Consider the following 24802-nt stretch of genomic DNA (forward strand, 5'->3'; position numbering starts at 1 on the left):
TTCCCGAATGGAACTAGAAGCACCATCAGGCTAAGGCCCACGGGTGGTCGGCATGCCTTTCCGCCTAAACCCGAAAAACCTTCGTGACTAAAACCTCAACTTCCTATTGAACAAAAACATAGAAAACTAGTATTGTTGAACCCAAACGGTGCAAACCGTCTCACCATAAGAGCGGGACAAAACCAGACCATATCCCACTGCACAGTAGCGGAAGAAGGTTAAGAATGTATATCTCACATCTCCAGCTTAGAAATTTCATGTGTCACCACGAGCTTGATCTTGATTTCGGTAGTGGGGTGAATTATCTAGTAGGCGACAATAATTCAGGGAAAACAACTGTTCTGAGAGCGCTGCAGTATTTACATGATGGTGTTACTAAAGGACATGATATTAGTGAATACCGGTATCATGCATTGGGCGCATCCAATGAAGAAGTTGACACAGTTCCAGTCGTTGTTACGGCTGATATCGTTTTCGAACGAAGCGAAGTGCCGCCGCAATGTCTTGCTGATGATGACCCTGAATATAACTCTAAGGCCGACGGACATTTACTTAACGACGCAGTCTATGATCCACTTTGTCCATATGTCTTTTTTGATAACAACACAAAACAGTATCTGCTTCGTGTCCGACGAAGCTCCGCTACCGTCACTTTACACAAACATTCGAAAGGCAAGGCAAGCACGCTTGGGATTAAAGACATCGGAGTCTTCGACAATCGAAACAAGCGAGAAGATGAGTATACCAATGCTACTGGTATCTCGGCGAAGATACAGCGTCTTTTTGACCCTATTTTTGTTTGGGCTGATGACGCTCCTGATGCAGCTGCAGATTTCGCTCCAACTAAAATCATGGGAAAGCTTATCTCAGAGGAAACGGCAAAGTTTAAGGAATCCTTACTTTGGAAAAATTTCCTTGACGCGCATAAAAAAGCATTCATCACTGGTGGTGATGAATCGTATATGGGTGGCGATGAATCGGATATGCAAATTGATTCTCAGCCTAGTTTACAGGAAAAGCTGAATTCAATTGCTTCCGAAATCGGCGAGAGGATGAACGAACAGTATGGTGGTAGCAATGCTGTCCAGTTCGCTTTTGAGCAGCCTGATGTCTCAAATTTTGTTAAGATGGGACAAGTACTTATTCGCGAAACATCCAACGACTCATCAAATGATCAAGATATTAATTTTGGAGGTGATATTACTCCAGAAGCCGAGCTTCAGCATAAAGGCACTGGTATGCAACGAGCGTTCGCCTTAGCCGCTATTCAGATATACGCCGAACAACAACGTAAACATTCTGTCGATAAATCAGGCGAAGACAATGATGAGGATTCTGAGAAAGAACTCCCGATTATCTCATCTCTCGTAGCATTGGATGAACCAGATATGGCACTGCATCCATACGCGCAATACACGCTTGCCGGTTCTCTCCACAATAATCAGCATTGTCAATATTTCATTTCAACACATTCTCCATATATGCTCCACGGTTACTCAGACAAACAAGATACCCTTCATGTGCTATATGCAGAGTCTGGGAATCGGAAGAATCTTATATCCCCTGGTAAACTTCAAATCGTTGAAGGTAAAGATCCGTCTATTCCAGCTATCACATATTTTGCTTTCGGGATCCCGACGCCAGAATTCCATAGTGAACTGTATGGGCGAATCACCAATGTTATTGAAGAAACTTGTCAAGAGGAGAATATCTCTGTTGCCAGTGTAGGGATAGAGATTGAAAAAGAATTTACTAATATTCCGAAAAAGAAGCGTTTTGACTCTCGCAAGCCTCAGAAAAAAGACTGTGCAACGAGAAAGGAGAACTGTAATCGATATGGTGGCAATGTCGTGGAAGAACCGTTACCGACATATGTGCGGAACTGTACAGATCATCCTGAGTCCATCGGAAAGATGACTGATGAAGCAAAACAGCATGATGAATTTAAGGATCTTGATAACGAGTTTGACCTGAATGAACTGCATCGTTCCATTGAATATATGCTGGAATATCTGGAGAAACATGATCCCGTCATGGTTAAATCGGGCAAACGTTTCATGCACCACAAGCCCTCGTCGGGCCCGTCATGGCGGGTGGCGGCCTTGCGGTAGTGCTTCATGCGGTTGAAGACCCGTTCGACCATGTTCCGCCCCTTGTACGCCTCCCCGTCGCAATCCCATGGGGCCGCACGATTCCCCTTGGGCGGCGCGGCCGGCGGCCGGGTGGGATCCCCCTCGTGCGCGCGGTCCCTGGACGGGTGCGCGCCCATGAACGCGCCGGGCGCGGCCATCGGGCGGCGCCCGTGGGCCGCGTCGTGCCCGGCGCCCAAGCTCGGATGGGTCTCGACGACCGTGCTTCCGCCGTCGGATGCTACGTGAACTTTGGTGTTCCGTGTGTTTTGATGCTCCTATACATTGTCAAGCGTTTGGGTGTGTTGTTTTGGACTGGTGATGGAGTGAATCCATTGGATGGCCCGTCGCTCGAGTTCGGGCAGGTCCCGTTTGCCTCGTTCGATCTTCCTGATGCGGCTGAACGGCACGCATGGCGCCTCGTCGACCTGCTGTGGGTGATACCGTGGCCCACGCGCGGTTCGCGCAGTCCGGCGCCGCGTTCGGCCGGCATCCTACGCCCGATCCCACCGTTGCGTATGGCGATGAGCACCCGGCACGCCTCACGGGCGATGAACCGTTTGACGCAGCGGATGTTCTCGAGCCTGCCCTCACCCTCACGGGTCTTCCCGGCGGCGTGGTCCCTGGTGGGCTGGTGGTATCGCAAGCGGACGATGGCGATGCGGCGCAACGCCATGTCGCCCTGCCGGTTGCCGCCTTTATTGAGCCTGTGCCTGTTCGTCCTGCCACTGGACGCGGGCAGCGGGCATGCGCCGCAGAGCTTGGCGAACGCGGCCTCGCTCCGGATGCGTTCGGGGTCATCGCCGGCGACGATGGCCAGGGCCGCGGCGATGACGATGCCCGCGCAGTACATGTCGGGCGACGGTCTCGCGTGCTCCTGGAGGATCGCGCGCATGCGTTCCTCCAGGGGGCCGGACTGCCGTTTAAGCGCCTTCCATGCCTTGGCGGTGGATTTCAGTGCGGCCGGCGCGCTCCGCTCGACCAGTCCGCCGGCGGGCCTGCACTCGGCGAGCCCGTTCATGCGGTCCCCGCCCCTCAATCCCCGGTACCGTTCCCTGACGGACTCCGGGGCGGTGACGAGCAGGCCGTTGGCCGAGTCGGGGATCGTGGTCATGGCCGACGCCAGTTGGGCTCGCTGGGCGTTGAGATGGCGCAATGCCTCGACCCACCCATCCGGGCTTTTCGGCGGGCCTGTGCCCCACCGGCCATGACGCCGCGGGCCGCGGCGGCCGCGCCGAACGAGTTCGCGCCCTACTCCAATCGCCGCCGCCATGCCCGGTTCGGGCAATGCGCCGATCAGTCTCCCATATCCCTCCGGGTCGGCCGCGAATGTCTCGGTGCCCAGCGGCTTTCCCCTTTCCGTCGAGCAATGCGATGGTGTGCGCGTCCGTGTGGGTGTCGGTTCCCGCCCACGCCGTTGCGTTTGATGACGTCATCGTCGTCCCTTTCCACGTCGTCGGGCTGGCCTCCCCAGGGCCTGCGGCGCGGACAGGACGTTGACGGGGCGCGTTGCCATGGTTCTTGCGGGATCCGATGGGAGCGGCCACGCTCCTATGAGGTCATGCATCCATGGCCCGCGGGTCGGCGGCCTTGGGCGGGACAAATCAAAATAAGGACAGTCGCCCGACGGATGGCGTCAGTCAAATCGGTGGTCGCCGCCCCGGCCGTCATGTACCATTATCGCCGATAAGAAACCGGCACAACCATTATCAACGTCAAGTCGGTGTTTCGTGATGGGGCTGGTGACGTTTTGTTGGACTCGTCATTGATTCCCTCACCACCAATCATGCCACAAGACCGAGTCCGCGCCGCCGGTCCCGTTGTCTATTTAGAAGTGCAACATCCTTGTTTGTCTTGCAAGTTTAGTAGTTCGTCGGCGAATGCCTCGGCGGGGGTGCGGTAACCGAGCACTCGCATGGGCCTGTTGTCGGTTTCGTCGACGATCTCCTGCAGTTCGCGTGCCATGGAGGGGCGATGGGCATGCGTTTGGGCAGATAGCGGCGAATCATGCCGTTCCTCTTCCGACAGGTGCGAATACACCTGGCCCAAAGTGCAACACCCCTTCGTTTGGCTATCTGGACAATCTCCAATCTAACGGGTGCTGCACTTTCAATTAGACAACGGGCGTATGCGCACTCTTTATCGGCATGATAGAGAGTAGCGAATTGTGATTCTCGCAATCTAAAGGGAATTGATGTTGTTTTTTCCTCGATTCATTATTGTGCAGACAGCCCATATGAACAGTGGAATTGCATAGAATGCGTATGATTCAAACTGAATATATAGGTATGCGAGAAGAATGAACCAGCATATGTTCCGTCGGCTCCATCCATGATGGACCGCTACGTGTGCTAATACCAAGAGCAAGAAGGCCAAAAAGCAAAATAGACCAAATTCGGTAATGAAGCTGGCATAGATGCTCATTGTGAAAGTATCCGCTGGGGGATTTGCTAAACCGTCGATTTCGGTATTGGGCGCACCGCCATGGGCGTCATACCATTGGCGGGCACCGGCGTAACCAGTACGCACTGCATTAGAGATATTGCCTGCGCCCCATCCAAACATGAAGTGAGGTAGATCATGTTTCCATGACCACATGGGAGCGAGCATATGGAAGATTCTTGCACTCATCGATCCGTCACCAGCAAGTAATCCATTGGTGGCTAAAGAGTTTAGACGCGGATTGATGATAATTGCGCTCAATCCACCTGCTCCAAGAAGTCCTAAAGCACCGACGAACCCAGCTGTTACCTTACGTGAGTGGAAGTTGATTGTCGCTATCAGCCAGATAAATGTAGCTACCACTGTATCCAGTATGATTCGGGTGCCGGAGCCCATCGCAATTGCTCCAGCGGCAAATATCGGTATCAATATGCCAATCTTGCGGTCGCGGGTCAGCCAGAAAACTGGCAGGAGTACGCCGAACAGATGCATGCCGATATAGCTAGGCTCTGCGAACATGAATTGAGGACGAACGCTCGCATAGTTTCTATACAGAGCACCCCAAAAATATGCTTGTACTGGCTGCCAGTTCAGATGTCGTTCTAAAGCGATATATTGCAGTATCCCAATGAGGAATGCCACTACATACGCGGTGAATAGCGTAGTTAACAATGTTCGTACAGGTACATGTTTAATGCGGATCGCGATGTCGAGCGAAGCCAAGCACGCCAGCCCTAACAATATGGAGATGAATGACTTTGCGGTTGCGCTGGCGTGTGTTCCATATGACTGCCAGCCGTATACGGATGTGAGCACTAGTAGCAGGGGAAAGAGGAAGAACGGCAGGAAGCGTCGTGCGGTATCGCGCAAGTATCGCCAGTTGATGATTGTGTACAGGGTGAACAACCAGGGGGAGATTGGCGCCCAATAGGGGAGTGGAATGCCAATTTTTGTGCCATCAAATGGCAGCATGGCCACTGCGGCAAACATCAACATGTCTGATGGGGTGATGGTGATACGAGTCAGCGTCTCGGTCATTGCCCCACGCTGTAGCGCGGGGCAATGACTGGAGTTTCTGCGTTTTTCTTGAACTGACTTGTTGCCGAGCTGCGTATTGTTCGGTGTGGACATACTTGGTTCCCTCCCATATCCTCCGTGAGAACTGTACCAGTTGCATGTGTGGGTGAGGTGATGGGGGTTCGGTCAACCGTTCACTTTCATGAAGTACTTTTAAACTCCCACCAAGTAATTGGCAGTCGCTTACAAAAAATGAATAATCTATGGGCCAATCAGCCGTTTAGATCCTCTCCGTGGGGCTGGTGCATGTATTGTTCAACCCAAGCCATGCTGGTTTTTTGGAAATTAAAAGCCTGGATTATCATTAATTCGAAATCCAGGCTTTTACAGTATTCGTATAATCGCGAATTAAGCAGAAATCACTCAGCCTTCTTGCGGCCGCGGCGCTTCATGGTGCCGGCAGTGGCGTTTGCGACATCAAAAATCACGGTCTTGTCTTCCGGGTAAGCAGTGCCGTTGACGGAGGCGAAAGAGACCTCGCCTTCTGGAGCTTCGACAAGCGTGAAGTACTTGGAAATTGCTTCAACAAGCACAGCATTCTTGATACTTACAGACGTAGTCTGCTTGCCCTCACCCTTGCTGAATTTCACGGCATTATTCGCCTTAGCGGTAGTCGGCGTGACGGCAATTTGTCTGGTTTTATCGTTAATAAGGATCTTAACTTGTGCTGGAAAATTCAGCACTTCTGCGGTGGCCTTATTAAAACGTACAACGGAATCGGTAACGGTCATTACCGTTTTGCCAACGGGCTTAACTAGCTGAACTTCTTCGAATCCTTGAAGCAAGGATGCCATAATATACTCCTTCACACTGCATAAATAGTATTGACAATTTTGATTGTAATGAATGATAATTTGAATTACAATTTTATATATCACATTCTCAATTTCAATTCATAATATGGAATAGGGGAATAGTGCTGTCGCAAAATATTGAGTGAGAATACATTGTGATTGCGATTGTGTACAGTTATTCTGCAGTCGTATCAAGGGTTTTGGTCATTGTTCACAAGGATACAAAAGCTCGAGAAGTTCCCCGGTAGGTGCTAAATTATAGACCATCTGTGAAAATTTCCCGAAGAGGTAAGGAAGAACATTGACCATCGCTGATTTGCTGCAGATTGTTCGCAAGCATCTCGCGTCTGCGATCATCTCGTTTGTGGTGGTGTTTGCTGCGGTTGCAGCTGTCACGTTCATCATGCCGCCGAAGTACACGGCTACGGCTGAAGTGTTCGCCACGTATGCCGGTCAGTCCGGCGAGACGCAGACCACCAACGATATGAGCTCGGGTGCCAATTATTTGAACACCCAGATCAAGACGTATCCGGAACTGGTGAAGACCGAAGCCGTGCTCCAGCCCGTCATTAAGGATCTCGGCCTGGATATGACCACGACCGATCTTGCCGGCGTGGTGACCGCTACGAACCCCACGAACACATTCATGGTGGACATCTCGGCGGAAGTCGACGATCCGCAGCAAGCGGCCGACATCGCCAACAGCGTGGCGAAGAACCTCTCCGATCAGATTTCCTCTGACCTGTACAACAACTCCTCCTCCAGCGGCTCTCCCATCAAGCTCACGGTAGTGCAGAAGGCTCAGACTCCTACCGGGCAGAGTTCCCCGAACATTCCGCTGTATCTGGCTATGGGCCTGATTCTCGGCATCATCGTGGGTATTGGCGTTGCCCTGCTGGAGGACATCCTCAACACCAAGGTGGACTCCACCGATGATGTGCGTGAGCTGACCCACGCTTCTTCGCTGGGTACTGTGCCACAGGCCACGATTCTTGACGACAGCCGCCCGGTCGTAGTCGCTCAGCCGGCCGGTAGCGAGGCCGAGGAATTCCGTCGTATTCGTACGAACCTGTCGTTCCTTACCACCACTGCCACGCAGGGTCATGGCCGACTGCTGGTCATCACCTCTACCGATCCGTCCGAAGGTAAAACCACGGTTTCCTCCAACGTTGCCGTGGCTCTCGCCGAGGAAGGCAAGAGCGTGCTGCTTATCGACGCCGATCTGCGCCACCCGTCCATGGCCCACAAGCTCGGCATTGAAGGCCACGTGGGCCTGTCTCACGTGCTGTCTCGCCAGGCGTCCCCGGCCGATGTCATTCAGAAGTATTGGAAGCCGAACCTGCACATCATGCCTGCCGGCAAGCGCCCGGCTAACGCCAGCATCTTGCTGAACTCCGATCTCATGAAGGAAATGGTCGAGCAGGCCCTCACCCAGTACGATTACGTGATTATCGATACTGCTCCGCTGTCCGTGGCCAGCGACGCCACCGTGTTCGGGCGTATGGCTGGCGGTCTGGTGCTCGTGACTGGTAAGGGCGTAGTGGAGAAGAAGGAGCTGGAGAACACCGCTACGGCTCTGCAGGCCGCTGAAGTGCCGATTCTCGGCTTCATCTTCAACTTCGCTGATCCGAAGAAGATACACTCGAAGAACTATTACTACTACTATTACGAGGACGGCAACAAGCGCAGCTCTCATAAGGGTGCCAAGAGCAAGGGCGAGAAGAAAGCCCGCAAGTAATAGTTTGGCGTTTGCCGATCGTCTTGCAATATGAACCGTGCGGTACTTCTGTGCCGCACGGTTTACTGTTATAAGACTGAGTTGTTGGATTTATGGTGCTGGCTGTATATCGAATAGTAAAGAATTGTGACATTCTTGAATACCAGCTGGCACGCTCGGCATAGGGCTGGATAAACTGACAGTTTGGAATGACTTCAATGATGCAAAGGAATGAGAAGAGCATGGGAACAGACGAACGCCCTGAACCGAACGCGGAATCTGGTTCCTCTGCGTCGCCGGCTCGCGGTGACATCGTCGATACCTTCTGGGATATACCGCCCATCTCGTTCGACGAGAACGACGGCGGTATTACGCAGGGTGACAATGGTACGGGGACTGTTGCGGGTGGCGTTCAGTCCGTCTTCCCCAGCTTTGACGAAGTATTGGAATGGCCTACTGCGAGTGCAGCGAATACTGCTGGCGATGCCTCTTCCCCTTCCGATGCTGTGGCTACTGCCCCGATGACTTTTGCGGCACCTGATACTGCGGAAAGTGCTCAGTCGCCTCAGCAGGATAATAATGCGACGCTGCCGCTTTTTGCGCCGATTTCTGATGACAAGCCGCAACGTACCAATGCCACAGACGATCTGAACATCGACTTCAGTGCCATCGAACAGAATCCTGAGCCGGTGGAGGAGCCGGAAGAAGACCGTGTGGCAGAGACTCCTCGCGGTGGCAAGGGCGGCAAGAAGAGGACCAAGGGCATTATCATTTCGGTGATTGTTGCGCTGGTGGTGATTGCAGCGATCATTGGTGGTGTATGGTACTGGCGTTTCAGCGAGCAGCGTCGGGAAAGCCATCAGCTGCATCAGGATGCGTTGACAGCATGTACTGAGGCCGTGGACCAGAATTCCACCGCTCAGAAGGCGCTGGCCAAGGCGTTGGCCGACGCCAAGAGTGCTCAAAGCATTACAGCTGATCAAGTGGCTGACGGCGCGACCATAGATACGCTGAAGAAGGCAATTGCTGCGGTAAAGAATGTGGAAGCGGTGGAGTGCAAGACTTCAGCTTCTACGTCGGACCTCAAGGAATATGCCAAGACGGCCACTAGCCAGACCAAGACCGCCAAGAAGAACGCCACTGCGATTACTGCCGCGGCAAAGGCCGTGACGGACAGCAAGAACGCCAAGGATCAGGCTAACGCTCAGCAGGCGTTGCAGAGCAAGATAGCCGAGGCTCAGACTTTGCTGGACAACAGCCTGTATGCCGTCGACGATAATTCAACGCGAGTGACGCTGGAAAGCGACATCGCCAACGCCAATACCGTGCTGTCCCAGCAGGGCACTGACGTAAAGGCCATGCAGGATGCCGTCAACACGTTGACTGCGTCCATGGATGCAGTCAACACGTCCATGGCAAACTACAGTGCAGCTGTTGAAGCTCAGCGAGAAGCAGCGCGGCAGAAAGCTCTGAATGATTATTATGCACGATTAAGGCAGCAGCAGTTGTTGCAGCAGCAACAGCAAACACAGCCCGACGGTACAGGCGATCAGGGGACGAAACTGGGTACAGACGATCAGGAGACGAAACCGTAAGATGAGTCGAAGCAGTAAGTGATTGTGCTAGCCTAAATTGTCAAAGGAACCGCGAATAACAGTAGTGCGCATTTCCACCAGCGGTGCCGTTCACGGACTGGTAGGAGACTTCGCCTTCGGGGGCTTCCGCCAAGGTGAAGTCTCCTTGCGGCGCGGAACCTGTTGTGTACGTGTTGATTTGGCTGGCTTAGTAGCTCTTGTGCTTCTGCCAATACGCGTACGCGCCGGAAATCGAGCCATAGCGGCCGTTGCAATAATTCACAAACCACTTGAACTGGGTCTGGTAGTTGGTCTGCCAGTCTGCACCTGCGGAAGCCATCTTGCTGCCCGGCAGCGCCTGCGGCAGGCCATAAGCACCTGAAGACGGGTTCGTGGCGGTGGGGCTCCAGCCGGATTCGTGGCTGATGATGAAGTTGGCGGCGGTGAAGTCGGCCTCGGAGTAGCCGTTGGAAATCAGGTAGTCATGCGCCCAGGACTGAATCTCGCCGGCCGGCGTGGTGGTGCCGAGGCTGGCGGCGCTGGGCGAAGACACGGTGGCGGTGCCCACCAGAATCACCTTATCGACCGGAGCCTTCTTGACCCAGGAGGTGAACACATTGGAGGAAACGACCTGATCGCCGGAGCGGGTTACCAGAGACGTGGTCTCCAGCACGCCCTTCTCGCCTTCAGTCTCGACCTCCTCCTGGCCCTTGGGCAGGCTCGAGGTCTCCTTGCGCACTTCATTGAAGGCGATTTCGGTGTCGGTGGTCTCCACCGTGGTGTTGGCGCGGTTGATGGAAATGACTGTGGACTCGCTGACCTTGGAATCCAGGCTCGGAGTCACGCTGTCTTCCGGATCGAGGACGATATCGCCGGTTTCCAGCACATCCTTGACGGTGGTCATGCTGGCTTTTTCGCCGAGAACCACGCGAGACTTGCCATTGACCTTGACGGTCACGTAGGTGGTGCTCTTGAGCGCGCCGCGGGATGCCGAACGGGAAGCTGCACCATCAGTGGCGGAGAATGAGGTTGGGGTGATGGAAGGTGTAGCGGTGCTCGACTGATAGAGGTCGCGAGATATAACGCCTGCAGTGGCAATGAGACCCACTGCAGCCACGGCCGCCGCGATCTTCGCCCATTGGCCCCGAGACAGGGTTTTGACGAATGAGGTCCGCTCAGCGTGCTTCGACATTGCGCTCCTTGGTTGGGTACACACTGCTCTTCATCATAGGACGTCGAGTGGATGAATAAAAAACCGTGGTGGGTGTTCGACCCGCCACGGATGGCATATGTAGTAGTTAGCAGTGCAAGGAAGCGCTATATATGGGCTTTTCCGCGCTTCCGTTGCCGCAGTGTGATAAGGCTTACTGCTGCTCCTGCGCTGCCTGCTGTGCTTTGGCGGCGGCCAGATCCAGCGCCTTGGCCTGGGCGATGAGGTCGTCCAGATCGGAGGCCTGCAGCGCGCCGGCCTGCTGGAAGATGACCTCGCCCTGCTTGGCAATCATCAGCGTAGGCACAGCTTGAATGCCGGCAGCCTGAGCCAGATCCTGATTGGCGTCGATGTCCACCTTGACGAAAGCGATGTTCGCATTCTCCGGCTCGTTGGACGCAGCTTCGAAGATCGGGCCGAATGCTCGGCACGGACCGCACCAAGTGGCCCAGAAGTCAACGAACACGATTTCGTTGTCGGTAATGGTCTTCTCAAACTCAGCTGAAGTGATGGCGGTGGTGGCCATTGAAGTTCCTTCCTCAAACACAGTGCTTGATGCTGTGTACCAGTTTCCCAGCACCACCCAACATTTCGGCAAAAGTTTGTGCCCCAAGCTGAATGGATTGCGGGCGCATGGAGGCGATGAGGCGCTTTGTTGAGAATTCACAGACAATTTTTCGGTGAATTGTGCCCATGTTCATCAATGCGCGCGATAATGAGACCATGCCAGTCATGAATGATGAAGTGCCCGATGAGGGCGATTACGATGCCGGGCATGGCCGCGGCGAATTCGACAACATCACGCCCGAGGACTTCATTCACGGGGGCGGTTCGGGCCATGGCAATCCTCCGGGGTGGCTTGGCCCGGCCGATATCAACCGGGCCCGCCACCAAATGCCCATCGCATACGTGGAGATAGTGCCGGTGCGTACCGATGAAATGGGGCGCATTGCCCAGGTCGGCTCGTTGCTGCGCGTTTCCGAAGACGGGTCCATTGAGCGCACGCTGATCACCGGCCGTGTGCTGTATCACGAGACGTTGCGCGAGGCGATTGCCCGTAATGTGGCCAAGGATTTGGGAGATATCGCGCTGCCGTTGCTGCCCACCTCACTGCAGCCGTTCACCGTGGCTGAATTCTTCCCCACGCCGGGGCTGGGCGAATACTATGATCCGCGCCAGCATGCGATCGCATTGTGTTACGTGGTGCCCATTGCCGGCGACTGCAAGCCGCAGGACGAGACCCTGGACGTGGAATGGGTGGACCTGAAGAGCGGCATGATGGATACTTTCGTGGCGCAGATGGTCAACGGGCATGGCCACATCGTGCGGCAGGCGCTGGCTTGGGCCGGAATCTGAGTTTTCAACCTCCCGCTGGCGGGAGGTGGCGCGTAGCGCCGGAGGGTGGTCCGGGGAGGATTCCGTCTGAGATCACCCCCAGTCGGCTTTGCCGACAGCCCCCGCCAGCGGGGGCATGAATGTGAAGGAGTAATTCATGGCAATAGAACTGGCCAATCATATATATAGGGACGGCGAGGGCGTGCCAGTGGTGCTGATGAACGCCTACCCGGTGGACCACCGCATGTGGGACGTCTGTGCAAAGGCGCTCGCCGACTTTGCCGATCTGGAGGATGTGCCGCCGTTCCCGATTTGGGCGCCGGATATGGCGGGCTCGGGTGAATCCCCGGTTCCCAGCGAGGCCGATTCCGGGCCGCGTATGGCCAACGGCGCATATAGCGAGGCTTTGGATCGACTGGCCGATGCCTACGTTGATCTGATTAAGGCCGCTGGTTACGAACAGGCGATTTGGGTGGGCCTGTCCATGGGCGGCTATGTGGCGATGGATATTCAACGCCGCCACCCCGAAACCGTGGCCGGTCTGGCTTTGTGCGACACCATGGCCGCCTCTGACGGTGTGGGCGGCGAAGGCCGTCTGACCATGGCGAACGCTGCCGAGCAGACCAATTCCGTGGAGCCGGTCATGCATTTCGCACGCCCGGCCGAGGGCGATTCCACCGTGAAGCGTACGCCCGAATTCATCGAGACCATGACCGCTTGGATAGAGGAGCAGAATCCCGCCGGTCTGGCGTGGCGTCAGCGCATGACCTATGGCCGTCCCGATATGAGCGATGTGCCGGCCACCATCAGCGTGCCCACCGTGGTGGTATCCGGCGAGCAGGATCCATCCAGCAATCCGAGTGTGCTGAAGCCGTTGGCCGAGAAGATCGCCGACGCAGAATTCGTGGACATTCCCGACTGCGGTCACTTCAGCGCCGTCGAACACCCGGACACCGTGGCCCGTGCCCTGCTCTCGCTCGTCAAGCGCGTGCAACAACACTGACTTCCTCCCGCTGGCGGGAGGTGGCGCGTAGCGCCGGAGGGTGGTCTGGCGAGGATTCCGTCTGAGACCACCCCCAGTCGGCTTCGCCGACAGCCCCCGCCGGCGGGGGCAAAACTACATTCTGGAGATACGTATGACTGCTGACATTCACTTTTCGCCGTTGGCGCTGACCCGTGCGCTGCCGTTCCTGCCGCTTGCCCAAGGCGATATCGACTATCAGGTGGATCGGCGTAGCGAGCCCGATCTGATTGACACCTTGCTCGCGGATCCGGCCACCAAAGTGGTGCTGACCCGTGGCGGGCTGGTTGCCGTGCCGCGCGGCCAGGGAGATCTGGTGGATTATGAGAACGTGAAAATGCGGCTCGCCACGCTGCCGGGCGCATACGTTGGCGAGGAGTTGCGCCGTTACCCTGAAGCGGTCGCCATGTTCCTCGGCTCGTACGGTGGTGTGCGCGGCGAATGCGTGATTGCGGTCGACATTTCCCGCGTACCGGACACCGGTGAAGGTGCTGTGCCCGGCGCACAGCCCAAAGGCGTACTGGGTGTTCAGGATGCCGGCACTGTCGATGGCGCGATGGGCTTGGCCAACGCCAACGGTAACGCCGCTGGCAAGCGTGCTGGCGAATCGGGCGGAGCCGCCGAATCCGCTGCTCCCTTTGGTGTGCCGGATTCAGCTGGGCAAGGTGCGGATGACGCATTTGACGAGTCGGTCAGCACCCTGGCATCCCACGCCGCGCCGAAGCCCACACTGCTGCAACAGGCCGTAACGCGGTTCGACTGGGTGGATCTGCGTGGATTTGCGCCACACGCCAACGCGCGGGAGGCCGGTCAGGCCACCAGCGCGGTCACCCTGAGCATCTGGCATAGCCGTCAGCGGTTCTGCCCCACATGCGGTGCCCCCGTGTTGCCGTCGCTCGCCGGATGGGCACAGCGTTGCTCCAACCAGGCTGACGGCAATCGTATTCTGTTCCCGCGCGTCGAGCCGGCGGTCATCACCGCCGTGGTGGACGGTCAGGACCGTCTGCTGTTGCAGCACAATGCGGCGTGGAAAGACCCGAATCTGTATTCGGTGTCTGCCGGATTCGTGGAAGCGGGGGAGAACCTTGAGCATGCGTGCCGGCGTGAGGCCCGCGAAGAAACCGGCATTCAGCTGGGCGAGGTGCGGTATCTGGGATCACAGCCGTGGCCATTCCCCGCCTCGTTGATGATGGCGTTCAAGGCACATGCGATTACCACGGATGTGCATGTGGACGGTTCGGAAACCGTGACCGCACGCTGGGTCACGCGCGACGAATACACCGCCGAGCTGATTGCCGGCCGAATGGTGGCACCAGGGCGCGCCACCATCGCACGGTACATGATTGAGGAGTGGCTTGGACGCGAGCTATAGGTTAGGCTGGTGTGTATGAGTGATGAAACCGAACAGCCGCTGAACCTCGATATTCCCGAGCATCTTGAGTACTCCGACGAACACGTATGGGTGGATCGTTCGGACGATCTTGCCATCATCGGCATCACCGAATACGCCGCCGACCAACTGGGTGAGCTCGTGTTTGTGGATCTGCCTGAGCCGGGCACCCGCGTAGAGGCCGGCGACGAAATCGTGGAGCTTGAATCCTCGAAGGCCGTCCAGCCGCTGATCAGCCCGGTGGCCGGTACCGTGAAATACGTGAATCGCGACGTGGCGGACGACCCGTCCGTGGTGAATGGCGATCCCTATGGCGAAGGTTGGATTCTCAAGGTTGAGCTCGACGATGATGAGCCCGAGCTGCTGACCGCCGAGGAATATGCCAAGATTATACGGTAGCCAAGTGTTCAGGAACTCATAACCTGAGTGGCCTATATTGGTGCATATGAGAAGCCCACGCGAGGATTTTGAAGCGGCCGCCCGACACCTGATGCCAGTACATGGCAGTAGTGCGCCATCGCCCGATGACATGCCTACGGTGCCGATTCCCGCGCGCAAGGCCGCCACCACTTTCGATACACCGTCCAGCCGTGAGCGGCTTGAGGTCAAGCCGGCGTTCACCCGTGTGATTCGCCGTACCCTCACCGGCACGTTCGGCATTTGGTCGCGTCTTTCCGCACTGGCGGTGCGCCATCTCGGCTGGTATCCACGTGTGGAACCCTATGTGGGCTATGGCACCAGCGACTATTCGCGATTGATTTGCCGTACGGTATACGCTCCCGAAAACGCGCGACCCGGCGAGGTAAGCAGAGGCATTCGCGGCATGCTGACCGTGCCCGCCCCACGCACCCATGTGCAGGCCAGCATTGATGACATGCCGTTGAACACCATACAAATTGGTGATTCTGAAGTGTATGACAAGGTCGATCGCACCCGTGACCTCAGTAGCGAATATGCGGTCTCTGATTCCGCGGGATATCTTGACCTCGTGGCTGAGCATCGCCTTGAACCCGGTATTCATCGCGTCTCGTACAGCGTGAAGCGCCGCAAGCCCGTTTCCGCCAACCTGTACACCATTCCGGCCAGTGCCAAAGTCGGCATCATTTCTGATGTGGACGACACCATCATGATCACGCAGGCGCCCGTGCTGTGGAAGGCCGCCTACAATCTGCTTTTCCTCAACCCGAAGAAGAAGGCTTCCGTGCCGGGCATGAGCGTGCTGTTCACGCGCATCGCTGATCTGTTTCCCGGTGCGCCGTTCTTCTACCTTTCGACCTCGCCATGGAATGTGGAAAGTTCGATTCGTAACTTCATCACCGATCATGGGTTTCCTGAAGGCCCGCTGCTGTTACGCGATCTTGACCCGCGCCCGAAGACCTTCGTGCCTTCCGGCCCGCAGCACAAACTGGAGTTCGCCGAGCAGCTTATGGCTGATTTTCCGGACATGAAGTTCATCCTTGTTGGCGACGATGGGCAGAAGGATCCCACCACGTATGCCACCATCTCCCATCGATACCCAGGACGTGTGCTGGCCATCGCGATTCGTCAGCTCAGTCCCAAGGAATCATCCGGTTTGGCTTCCGTGGCGGGCCTGACTTCCACGCAACCGATGCCGGTCACCGACGTTCCGGTGTTCACCGGCACCACCGGATCGAATATCTTGAAGACCATGCTGCCGTATCTGAAAGAACACGTGGTGTGAGTCTCGCGTACAATCGCGTGGTATGACCGACGAGAAGACGAACGCCGAAGTGCCGATGCCGCCTGTAGCCAAGCGCGAACCGAAGCGCCGTGAATTCCACGGTGATGTATTTGAGGACGATTACGAGTGGATGCGCAATAAGGAATCCGCCGAGGTACGCGACTATGTGGCCGCGGAAAACCGGTACTGCGAGCATCGCATGGCGCATTTGGCCGGTTTGCGCAACACGCTGTTTGAGGAGCTTAAATCACACGTGGAAGAGACCGATATGTCGGTGCCCACGCGCGTGAATGACTACTGGTATTTCACCCGTACGCAGCAGGGCAAGCAGTACGGCGTGCAGTGCCGTATACCCGTGCGTGGCGAGAACGATTGGGAGCCGCCGGTGGTGGACGCCAAGGGCGAGCCCGGATCCATGCCCGGCGAGCAGATTGTGTTCGACGTGAACCGCGAGTCCGAGGGGCATGATTTCTTCCGGCTCGGTGGCATGGATTTAAGCAAAGATGGCCGATGGCTGCTGTACGGCGTCGACGTCACCGGTGACGAACGCTATGACTTTCGTATTCGAGACTTGGAGTCCTTGACGGCCGCCGATACTGACGGGGCGTTCCCCGACCTCGATATGCCGATGTCTGATGAATCTCTGTCTTTCCGCGATGCGAGCGCGGCCGAACCGGCTGAAGCGACAGCCGGTGACGAGGCCACGGAACGTCCTGCGGCGGCGGAACTACCCGAACACTTTGATGGTATCGGCAGCGCATGCTTCACCCCGGACGGTAAATGGGTGTTCTGGGTGGAAGTCGATGATTCCTGGCGTCCGTTTGCCGTATGGAGGCATCAGGTTGGTACGTCCGTTGACGATGACGTGTGCGTGTATCGTGAAACGGACGAGCGTTTCTGGGTGGGCGTGGGCATCAGCTTCGATGAGCGCAACATCGTAATTGGCACCGGTTCCAAAACCACCACCGAAGTGCTGATGCTGCCTGTGGTCACTCCCGAAGGCGAGTTTCAGGCGTTCATTCCGCGCCAGACCGACGTGGAATACGATGTGAGCTTTGCCTGCTTTGAAGGTGCGGGTGAGCATGGCGAGGATGTGCCGCTTGCCGTGGTCTATCACAACGCCGTCAACCCGAATTTTGAGATTGATGTTATCGACATGCGCGACCATAAGCCGCCTTACCGGCTGGGTGAAGGCGTATGCGTGGCTGCCGGCTCGCCCTATGGCTGTGAGCGTGGCGAATCGGATAAGCCGATCACTGAAGCCTACTTCAATCCCGCCAATCCGGCGATTCTGCAAGGTGCGCATGGTCTGGGCATTGAGGGCATCGCCCTGCACCGCCATTTTGTATCGCTGAGCTACCGTTCCGACGGGCAGCCGCATGTGGCATATATGACCAAAGACGCTGCATCCGCTGATTTTCTGGCCGGTCGTCCGTGGCGTTTCGTGGAGTTGTTGCCTCCGCCGCTTGAGGGCGATTGGGACATGGTCGCGGCGGATAGGCAAGACGTGACCGGAGACCACGGCGAAACCTTGTGGACCGATGATGCCGAAAAGGCTGAATCATCTGCCAGCGCGAGCCCGGGAACAGGTAAATCCGCGACCTCCATGAAAGGTGACGGTATCAGCAAGCGCAGCGGCGACTGGTTTGGCGGTTTGTTCGGCTCGACCACCGACCACACCGAATCCTCCGATGGCGCCAGCGACGACCACCTGCCCGGCGAGACCCGGCGACTGTACACCATCGGCACCGGCGGCAATCCCTCGTATGACGCGCCGCGCATGCGCTACTCCTTTGCCAGCTACACGCGTCCCGGCGAGTTGCACGAAATCGATCCCGCCACCGGAAAAGACGCGCTGCTCAAGCGTGCCACCGTGCTGGGTGACTTCGACCCGCGTAATTATATGGAGCGCCGCGTGTGGATTACCGCGCGCGATGGTGAGCGGATTCCCGTTTCACTGGTCTGGCATCGTGATTGCCCTGCGCAGGATTCGCCGATGTTCATCACCGGATATGGCGCATATGAGATTTCCTCCGACCCTGGCTTCTCGGTGGCTCGGTTGAGCATGCTCGACCGTGGCGTGCTGTACGCAGTACCGCATATTCGAGGTGGCGGTGAGATGGGCCGCGCTTGGTATGAGCAGGGGCGGCGACTCAACAAGAAGCATTCCTTTGAGGATTTCGTGGATGCCACGCGCGCATTGCAGGACGCTCATTTGGCCGATGCCAGACGCACGGTGGCCAATGGCGGTTCGGCCGGTGGCCTGCTTATGGGTGCCATCGCCAACATGGCACCCGAGTGCTATGCCGGAGTTGAGGCCGATGTGCCGTTTGTGGACGCGCTGACTTCGATTCTCGACCCGGATTTGCCGCTGACCGTCACCGAATGGGATGAATGGGGTGATCCGCTGCACGACCCCGAGGTGTATCGGTACATGAAGTCCTACACGCCGTATGAGAATGTGCCGGTCGCCAGAGCGGAGGACGGTGATGGAGAAACCGTCGATGACAAGGTCTCTTCTGCCGGTGCCGCCACCGGCAAGGCCGTTTCCGCAGCGCAGTTCCCGAAGATTTTCATCACCACCTCGATGAACGACACCCGCGTGCTGTATGTCGAGCCGCTGAAATGGCTGGCCCGATTGCAGTCCGCAGGCGTGGACGCGGTGGCCAAGATTGAGGTTGAGGCCGGTCACGGTGGCATTTCCGGCCGTTACAAGCAGTGGCAGGAGGTCTCGTACGAGAACGCCTGGTGCATGGACGTGATGGGTCTCGCTCATTAGGTGTCATGTCCACTAGCTGAGCTGGTTCGGGCCATCAGGTGGCCATGCGACTAGGCTCCTTGAACTATGGCAAAGACATATAAAATTGCCGTCATCCCCGGCGACGGCATTGGCAAGGAAGTCACTCCGTGGGCCCAGAAAGCGCTTGAAAAAGCAGCTGAAGGTGTAGCTGACTTCGAGTATGAGAACTTCGACTTGGGCGCCGAGCGTTACCTGCGTGACGGTGCTATTCTGCCGGAGGACGAAGAGGAACGTATCAAGGCGAACGACGCCATTCTGCTCGGGGCCGTGGGCGATCCGCGCATCAAGGCTGGCATTCTGGAGCGCGGCCTGCTTTTGAAGCTTCGCTTCGACCTTGACCAGTACGTGAACCTGCGCCCGTCCAAGCTTTACAAGGGCGTCACCTCGCCACTTGCCAACCCTGGCGACATCGACTTCGTGGTGGTGCGCGAAGGCACCGAAGGCCTGTACTGCGGTGCGGGTGGCGCTGTTCGTCGTGGCACTCCGCAGGAGGTGGCCACCGAGGTGTCCATCAACACCGCCTATGGCGTGGAGCGCGTGGTGCGTTACGCCTTCAAGCTGGCCATGAAGCGCAAGAAGCACGTCACTCTGGTGCACAAGAAGAACGTACTCGTCAACGCCGGCGATATGTGGCAGCGCATTGTAGACAAGGTCGGTGAGGAATATCCCGAGGTCACTCACGATTACCAGCATATCGACGCAGCCACCATCTTCCTGGTCTCCAACCCGAGCCGTTTTGATGTGATCCTCACGGACAACCTCTTCGGCGACATCCTCACTGATGAAGCCGGTTCCGTGGTGGGTGGCGTGGGCTACTCCGCCTCCGGCTGCATCAACGCCTCCGATGAATATCCGTCCATGTTCGAGCCGATTCACGGTTCCGCTCCGGATATCGCTGGTCAGAACAAGGCCAACCCGACTGCTGCGATTCTCTCCGCCGCCATGCTGCTCGAGCACCTCGGCTTCGATGACGCGGCCAAGAAGATCCACACCGCTGTGGAAGCGGACATCGAGGAGCTCGGCTCCACTGTGCGCTCCACCGACCAAGTCGGCAAGGATATTCTGGCCCGTATGTGATGTCTCTGGCTCCCCTCAAGGAGAGGAGCCAGTACTCTTATACTGGTCGCATGCACATGCGACATGGGGAATGCAAAACGCCGGGCGGCAAACTGGTTGCCGTGAATGTGGCCGTCGACGAGGATGGCACAATCAAATCCTGCCATATCAGCGGTGATTTCTTTATCGAACCTGACGTGACCACCTCCCCCCGCTTTGCGGGAGCCCCCGCCAGCGGGGGCGAGGCTTCGGAAGCATTGATTCATGACCTTGAGCAGGCTCTGGTTCGAGGCGGTTCGCTGCAATCCGTATTGGATGCGCACTCTGATTGCCGGCTTATCGGCACAGACGCATCAGCCATCGAAACCGCATTCCTCCGAGCTATAAGCAGCGAGCTTACGCCCCCGCCGGCGGGGGCTCCCGCAAAGCGGGTGGGGGTGGCCGGCGCAGACACCACCGGAACTTCTGCATCCGTCGATACACAATATGGGCAGACCGACAAAACCGCCGAATATCAGTCCCGCTGGAACGAGCTCAAACGTAACCTCACCGTTATTCGCGACCATCCACGCACCCCAGCCGAGCAAATGGCCATCGATGAAATCTGGGCCCGCGAAGTCGCAGCGGGGACGAGGCCGCCCACCATCCGATTCTGGGAATGGGCCGGTGCGGCCGTGGTCATCGGCAAATTCCAGTCAGCTCCGGACGAAGTGCATCTGGCCGTGGCCGAACAGCTTGGACTCAGCGTGGTGCGGCGCTGCACCGGCGGCGGCGCGATGTTCATCGAGCCCGGTAACACCATCACCTATTCCCTCTATGCACCACTTGATTTCGTACATGGCATCAGCATTGAGGAATCATACCGGCTGTGCGATTGGTGGCTGGTCGAGGCCCTGCGTGGTCTTGGTCTTGACGTGCGATTCGCCGGGCTGAACGACATCGCCTCCCAATATGGCAAAATCGGGGGAGCAGCGCAACGAAGATTCCCCGGAACCGACAAGGCCGGCGAGCCAGGCGCGGTGCTTCACCATGTGACGATGGCATACGACATCGATGCGGCCAAGATGGCCCGTGTACTCAATACCAGCCAGGAGAAACTATCGGATAAGGCAGTGCGATCCGCCGTTAAACGAGTGGACCCGATGAAAAGTCAGACCGGTCTCACCCGTGAGCAGATTATCGATGATTTACTCGCATGGTTCACCCCTGCTCAATTTCGCGGTGATGCCTCGTAGCGAGGGTCGCGGTGGCTCCGTGCGATAGATGGAACGTCGCTGTCGAATCCCGCGGGTCGCGTTACAATATGACGGATGACCGATGACGGCCACACAGATAAGGACGGTGCAATGAGCTTGGAAACGCCAAATGCTTTTGCTGATGAGGAGAACATCCTGCTGCATACGGCACTGTTCAAGCAGGTCTCGCCCAGCGAAGCCGAAGAACTGTTGCCGTATCTGAAGCACGCCGCATACGACAAAGGCGACTACATTTTCTCTGAGGGCGATACCGATCACCGTATGTATCTGTTGGAGCGCGGCCGGGTCAAGCTGGTTCGTACTTCTTCCGACGATCGTGTGCAGTTATTGTCCATCCATGCGCCCGGTGAAGTGCTGGGAGAGATTCCGGTATTCGATCCGAATGGTGGTCCCCGCACCGCGTCGGCTGTGGCCATGAGCCATGGCACGTGCGTGGTCTGGTTGGAGCACGACACCCTGTTCTCCTGGCTGGACGAGCATCCGCGTGTGGCCATCGATATGCTGCAGGTGATGGCTAATCGTCAGCGCGATAACAATGAGCGCATCTCCGACCTGGTGTTTATGGATGTGCCGGCGCGTTTGGCCAAGACCCTGCTCAATCTTGGTTCCCGCTTCGGTGAGCCGGTGGAACAAGGCCTGAAAGTGCCGCATGACCTCACCCAGGAAGAGCTGGCCCAGCTGGTTGGATCCAGTCGTGAGACCGTGAACAAGGCGTTGATGGACTTCTCGAATCGTGGCTGGATTGCGCGTGATGGCCGATCGATTATCATCTTCCAGCCAGGCATGCTGATTCGGCGCTCGCGGCGCTAACGGCACGTTTCTTCGCGATTTGCTGCATATCCAGTTGCTATTCAGCAAACGTTATACGAGTGCGGTTCTTGTGATGATTGACCATTTTGCGGGGCCGAACACTCGGTTGGTAGGGCGGGCCATTTAGAATGGGGCCCATGCCCAAAAAGAAGTCCCTTACAGTTCGTCGTGTGCTCGTTCTGCTCTTGGCCTACATCATGCTTGCCGTATGCGGTGGTGTGGCGACCAGCGTGCTGCTTATCCCAGGCGTCATCGGCGCCAATAACGTAGCCAAGGCAGTGATTCCGTCACTGAAGGTCGAGAACGTGGACTTCGATGTGACTAGTCTCCCGCAGAAGTCGACGATGTATGCGAGCGATGGCACCACCGTCATTACGGATTTTTACAGCCAGAACCGTATCGTCGTGCCGCTGAAGAAGATTTCCAAGGTCATGCAGCAGGCCGTGGTGGCGCGTGAGGATCGCCGTTTCTGGACCCACGCCGGCGTGGACGTGCAGGGCGTGATGCGAGCGTTCGTCAACACCTATCTGTTGAAGGGCGATCAGCAGGGAGGTTCGTCGCTGACCCAGCAGTATGTCAAGAACGTGCTGCTTATGCAGGCCATTGAAGACAACGATTCGATTGCCCAATACCATGCCACGGAAGACACTGTGGCACGTAAGATTCGTGAGATGCTGATCTCGGTGCAGATGGAGAAGAAGTACACCAAGGCCGAGATTCTGCAGGGATATCTCAACATCGCCCAGTTTGGTAGCAACCTGTATGGTGTTGAGACCGCGGCCCAGCGGTACTTCAGCGTGTCCGCCGCCGACCTTAATGCAGTGCAGGCGGCTACGATCGCGGCCATCACCAAGAACCCGAACAAGTATGACCCGCTGATTGAGGCGAATCAGGAGGAGAGCCAGAAGCAGCGCAATCTTGTGCTGGATTTGATGGCACAGGAAGGGTACATCAGCGAGAAGGAATGCACGGAGGCCAAGAACACTCCGCTTAAGGACACGCTGAAAGTACAGGACGTCAATGTCGGTTGCCAGGATACCGGCGATTACGCCTTCTTCTGTGACTATGTGGTGCACCGTATCCAGAACTCCGAGGAGTTCGGCAAAACCGCTGCCGAGCGTAGCAAGTTGCTGCAGGAAGGCGGTCTGAAGATCGTTACCACGCTGGATGTTGACGCCAACCGCATGCTTATGGACACCGCGCGTAACACTATTCCGCCGGACGATCCCAGCGGTATGGAAATCGCAATCGCCGCAGTGAAACCGGGCACTGGCGAGGTGCTGGGCTTTGGTCTCAACCGCCACTATGACGCCACGCCTGAGGCCGCGAACGACGCTACCAAAACGAGTCAGAACTATGCGGTCGATGCCATCGATGGCGGTGGCAGCGGCTGGACGATTGGTTCGTCCTGGAAGCCCATCAATCTGGTCGCATGGATGGAAGCGGGTCATTCCATCAACGACAACTTGCAAACCACCACTGCGTACTCCACTTCTGATTTCAGCTGCGGCAGCTACACCGGCGGTAGCGAACTTTGGAAGGTGCAGAACGCGTTCGGCACGACCGTGAACCCGGAAAGTCCGTTCCTCGGTCTGGTTCGCTCGCACAACACCACGCAGGCTTCCATGGGCACAATCATGAAGCTGTGCAAGGTGGCTGACACCGCCACGGAGCTCGGCTACCATGACGCTAGAACCGGTGAGACCATTGAAAAGACCTCTTCGTACACGCCGTCCATGATGGTCGGTTCAGTGAATGTTTCGCCGTTGACCATGGCCAGCATCTTCGCCGTGTATGCCGCAAACGGTGTGCAATGCAACCCGATCGCTATCACCAAGGTCACCGACGGTGACGGCAACGACCTGAAGGTGCCTTCCGCCAACTGCCATCAGGCGGTCGATCCGGAAATTATTCAGACACTTGCCTACACGTTGAACCAGGGTGTGACCAGGTCCGACGGTCAGGGCCATAACTTCCAGCTCAACAACGGGCGTAAGTCCTTCGGTAAGACCGGTACGAGCGAAGACCTCGCCGTATCCAGCGGATCGTTCATTCCCAACCAGATTGCCGCGTTTGCGTCGGTGGGTGATGCACAGGCTCCGTATTCCCATCGTATTGCCAACATCCGCATCAATGGTGTGTACAACAGCTACTGGGATGGTTCAACGATTGCAGCACCGGCATTGCGCAACTTCCTCAATGCCTACGCGGATGCGAAGCAATTGCCGATTGATAACGACTACGGTCAAGGCGTTGCGAAGTACATGACCAGCGGCACTACGTTCGGTATTGCCGGACGTTCGTATAGTACGAGACGGTCAACCACGACGAATAACGATAACAACAACAATAACAATGATTCGTCCACGAACAATGAGTCGAACAACTCACAGAACGATCAGTAACACATGACGTATTACCTACATATGTGATTGCTGGTTACGTAGTTGACGGGCGCGGGCCTTTTCGGGCCTGCGCCCGTCTTACAA

At 56.8% G+C, this 24802-nt stretch carries 17 protein-coding genes and 2 pseudogenes; 13 read left to right on the top strand and 6 right to left on the bottom strand.

Going from position 1 to position 24802, the window contains the following annotated elements; genetic code table 11:
* Positions 1–224 precede the first annotated feature (224 nt).
* Positions 225–2111, top strand: coding sequence for an AAA family ATPase (locus BBBR_RS02020; RefSeq protein ID WP_003828368.1), 1887 nt, complete (start codon positions 225–227; stop codon positions 2109–2111).
* A gap of 259 nt (positions 2112–2370) precedes the next feature.
* Here the strand turns inward: BBBR_RS02020 and BBBR_RS02025 are convergent, their stop codons facing one another.
* The 4 genes and pseudogenes from BBBR_RS02025 to BBBR_RS02035 all read right to left on the bottom strand — a co-directional run bounded on the left by BBBR_RS02025 (position 2371) and on the right by BBBR_RS02035 (position 6442).
* A complete protein-coding gene (locus BBBR_RS02025; protein WP_225851452.1) occupies positions 2371–3243 on the bottom strand; it encodes an IS110 family transposase in 873 nt (290 codons plus the stop codon).
* A 710-nt stretch (positions 3244–3953) separates the two neighbouring features.
* Positions 3954–4147 (bottom strand): annotated as a pseudogene (locus tag BBBR_RS11235) (IS30 family transposase); the annotation flags it as partial.
* A gap of 163 nt (positions 4148–4310) precedes the next feature.
* On the bottom strand, positions 4311–5702 hold the full coding sequence (locus BBBR_RS02030) for a hypothetical protein (RefSeq protein ID WP_014484089.1): 1392 nt from the start codon (positions 5700–5702) through the stop codon (positions 4311–4313).
* Between the two features lie 305 nt (positions 5703–6007).
* Positions 6008–6442, bottom strand: a complete 435-nt coding sequence (locus tag BBBR_RS02035; protein ID WP_014484088.1) for a hypothetical protein — start codon at positions 6440–6442, stop codon at positions 6008–6010.
* 301 nt (positions 6443–6743) lie between these two features.
* Here BBBR_RS02035 and BBBR_RS02040 point away from each other — a divergent pair, with 301 nt between their 5' ends.
* Positions 6744–8180: a polysaccharide biosynthesis tyrosine autokinase gene (locus tag BBBR_RS02040; protein ID WP_003828384.1), complete on the top strand. Its 1437-nt coding sequence runs from the start codon at positions 6744–6746 to the stop codon at positions 8178–8180.
* Between the two features lie 197 nt (positions 8181–8377).
* Entirely contained in the window at positions 8378–9754 is a 1377-nt protein-coding gene (locus tag BBBR_RS02045; RefSeq protein ID WP_003828385.1) for a hypothetical protein, read from the top strand.
* A 187-nt stretch (positions 9755–9941) separates the two neighbouring features.
* On the opposite strand, the gene BBBR_RS02050 is transcribed toward BBBR_RS02045, so the two are convergent.
* Entirely contained in the window at positions 9942–10925 is a 984-nt protein-coding gene (locus tag BBBR_RS02050) for an aggregation-promoting factor C-terminal-like domain-containing protein (protein WP_003828386.1), read from the bottom strand.
* A gap of 172 nt (positions 10926–11097) precedes the next feature.
* Positions 11098–11469: a thioredoxin gene (trxA, locus tag BBBR_RS02055; RefSeq protein WP_003828388.1), complete on the bottom strand. Its 372-nt coding sequence runs from the start codon at positions 11467–11469 to the stop codon at positions 11098–11100.
* A gap of 167 nt (positions 11470–11636) precedes the next feature.
* On the opposite strand from trxA, the gene BBBR_RS02060 reads away from it, so the two are divergent.
* The 10 genes and pseudogenes from BBBR_RS02060 (at position 11637) to BBBR_RS02105 (ending at position 24718) form a co-directional block, all read left to right on the top strand.
* Entirely contained in the window at positions 11637–12299 is a 663-nt protein-coding gene (locus BBBR_RS02060; protein ID WP_003828392.1) for an NUDIX hydrolase family protein, read from the top strand.
* A 136-nt stretch (positions 12300–12435) separates the two neighbouring features.
* Positions 12436–13281: an alpha/beta fold hydrolase gene (locus BBBR_RS02065; RefSeq protein WP_003828396.1), complete on the top strand. Its 846-nt coding sequence runs from the start codon at positions 12436–12438 to the stop codon at positions 13279–13281.
* A 133-nt stretch (positions 13282–13414) separates the two neighbouring features.
* Positions 13415–14671 (top strand): NAD(+) diphosphatase, encoded by a 1257-nt coding sequence (nudC, locus tag BBBR_RS02070; RefSeq protein ID WP_003828398.1) that lies wholly within the window; start codon positions 13415–13417, stop codon positions 14669–14671.
* 15 nt (positions 14672–14686) lie between these two features.
* Positions 14687–15088, top strand: coding sequence for a glycine cleavage system protein GcvH (gene gcvH / locus BBBR_RS02075; RefSeq protein ID WP_003828399.1), 402 nt, complete (start codon positions 14687–14689; stop codon positions 15086–15088).
* 46 nt (positions 15089–15134) lie between these two features.
* Positions 15135–16391, top strand: coding sequence for an App1 family protein (locus BBBR_RS02080; RefSeq protein WP_014484083.1), 1257 nt, complete (start codon positions 15135–15137; stop codon positions 16389–16391).
* A gap of 61 nt (positions 16392–16452) precedes the next feature.
* A pseudogene (locus BBBR_RS02085) lies at positions 16453–19170 on the top strand (S9 family peptidase); the annotation flags it as partial.
* A gap of 66 nt (positions 19171–19236) precedes the next feature.
* Positions 19237–20268 carry a 3-isopropylmalate dehydrogenase gene (locus BBBR_RS02090; protein WP_003828403.1) on the top strand — a complete coding sequence of 344 codons (1032 nt, stop codon included), beginning with the start codon at positions 19237–19239 and terminating at the stop codon, positions 20266–20268.
* A gap of 50 nt (positions 20269–20318) precedes the next feature.
* Positions 20319–21482 (top strand): lipoyl protein ligase domain-containing protein, encoded by a 1164-nt coding sequence (locus BBBR_RS02095; protein WP_032738149.1) that lies wholly within the window; start codon positions 20319–20321, stop codon positions 21480–21482.
* Positions 21483–21593: 111 nt separating this feature from the next.
* Entirely contained in the window at positions 21594–22313 is a 720-nt protein-coding gene (locus tag BBBR_RS02100; RefSeq protein ID WP_015438494.1) for a Crp/Fnr family transcriptional regulator, read from the top strand.
* 128 nt (positions 22314–22441) lie between these two features.
* Positions 22442–24718: a transglycosylase domain-containing protein gene (locus tag BBBR_RS02105; RefSeq protein ID WP_003828408.1), complete on the top strand. Its 2277-nt coding sequence runs from the start codon at positions 22442–22444 to the stop codon at positions 24716–24718.
* The last annotated feature ends 84 nt before the right edge of the window (positions 24719–24802 follow it).

The organism is Bifidobacterium breve DSM 20213 = JCM 1192, from assembly GCF_001025175.1.
GTDB classification, from domain to species: Bacteria; Actinomycetota; Actinomycetes; order Actinomycetales; family Bifidobacteriaceae; genus Bifidobacterium; species Bifidobacterium breve.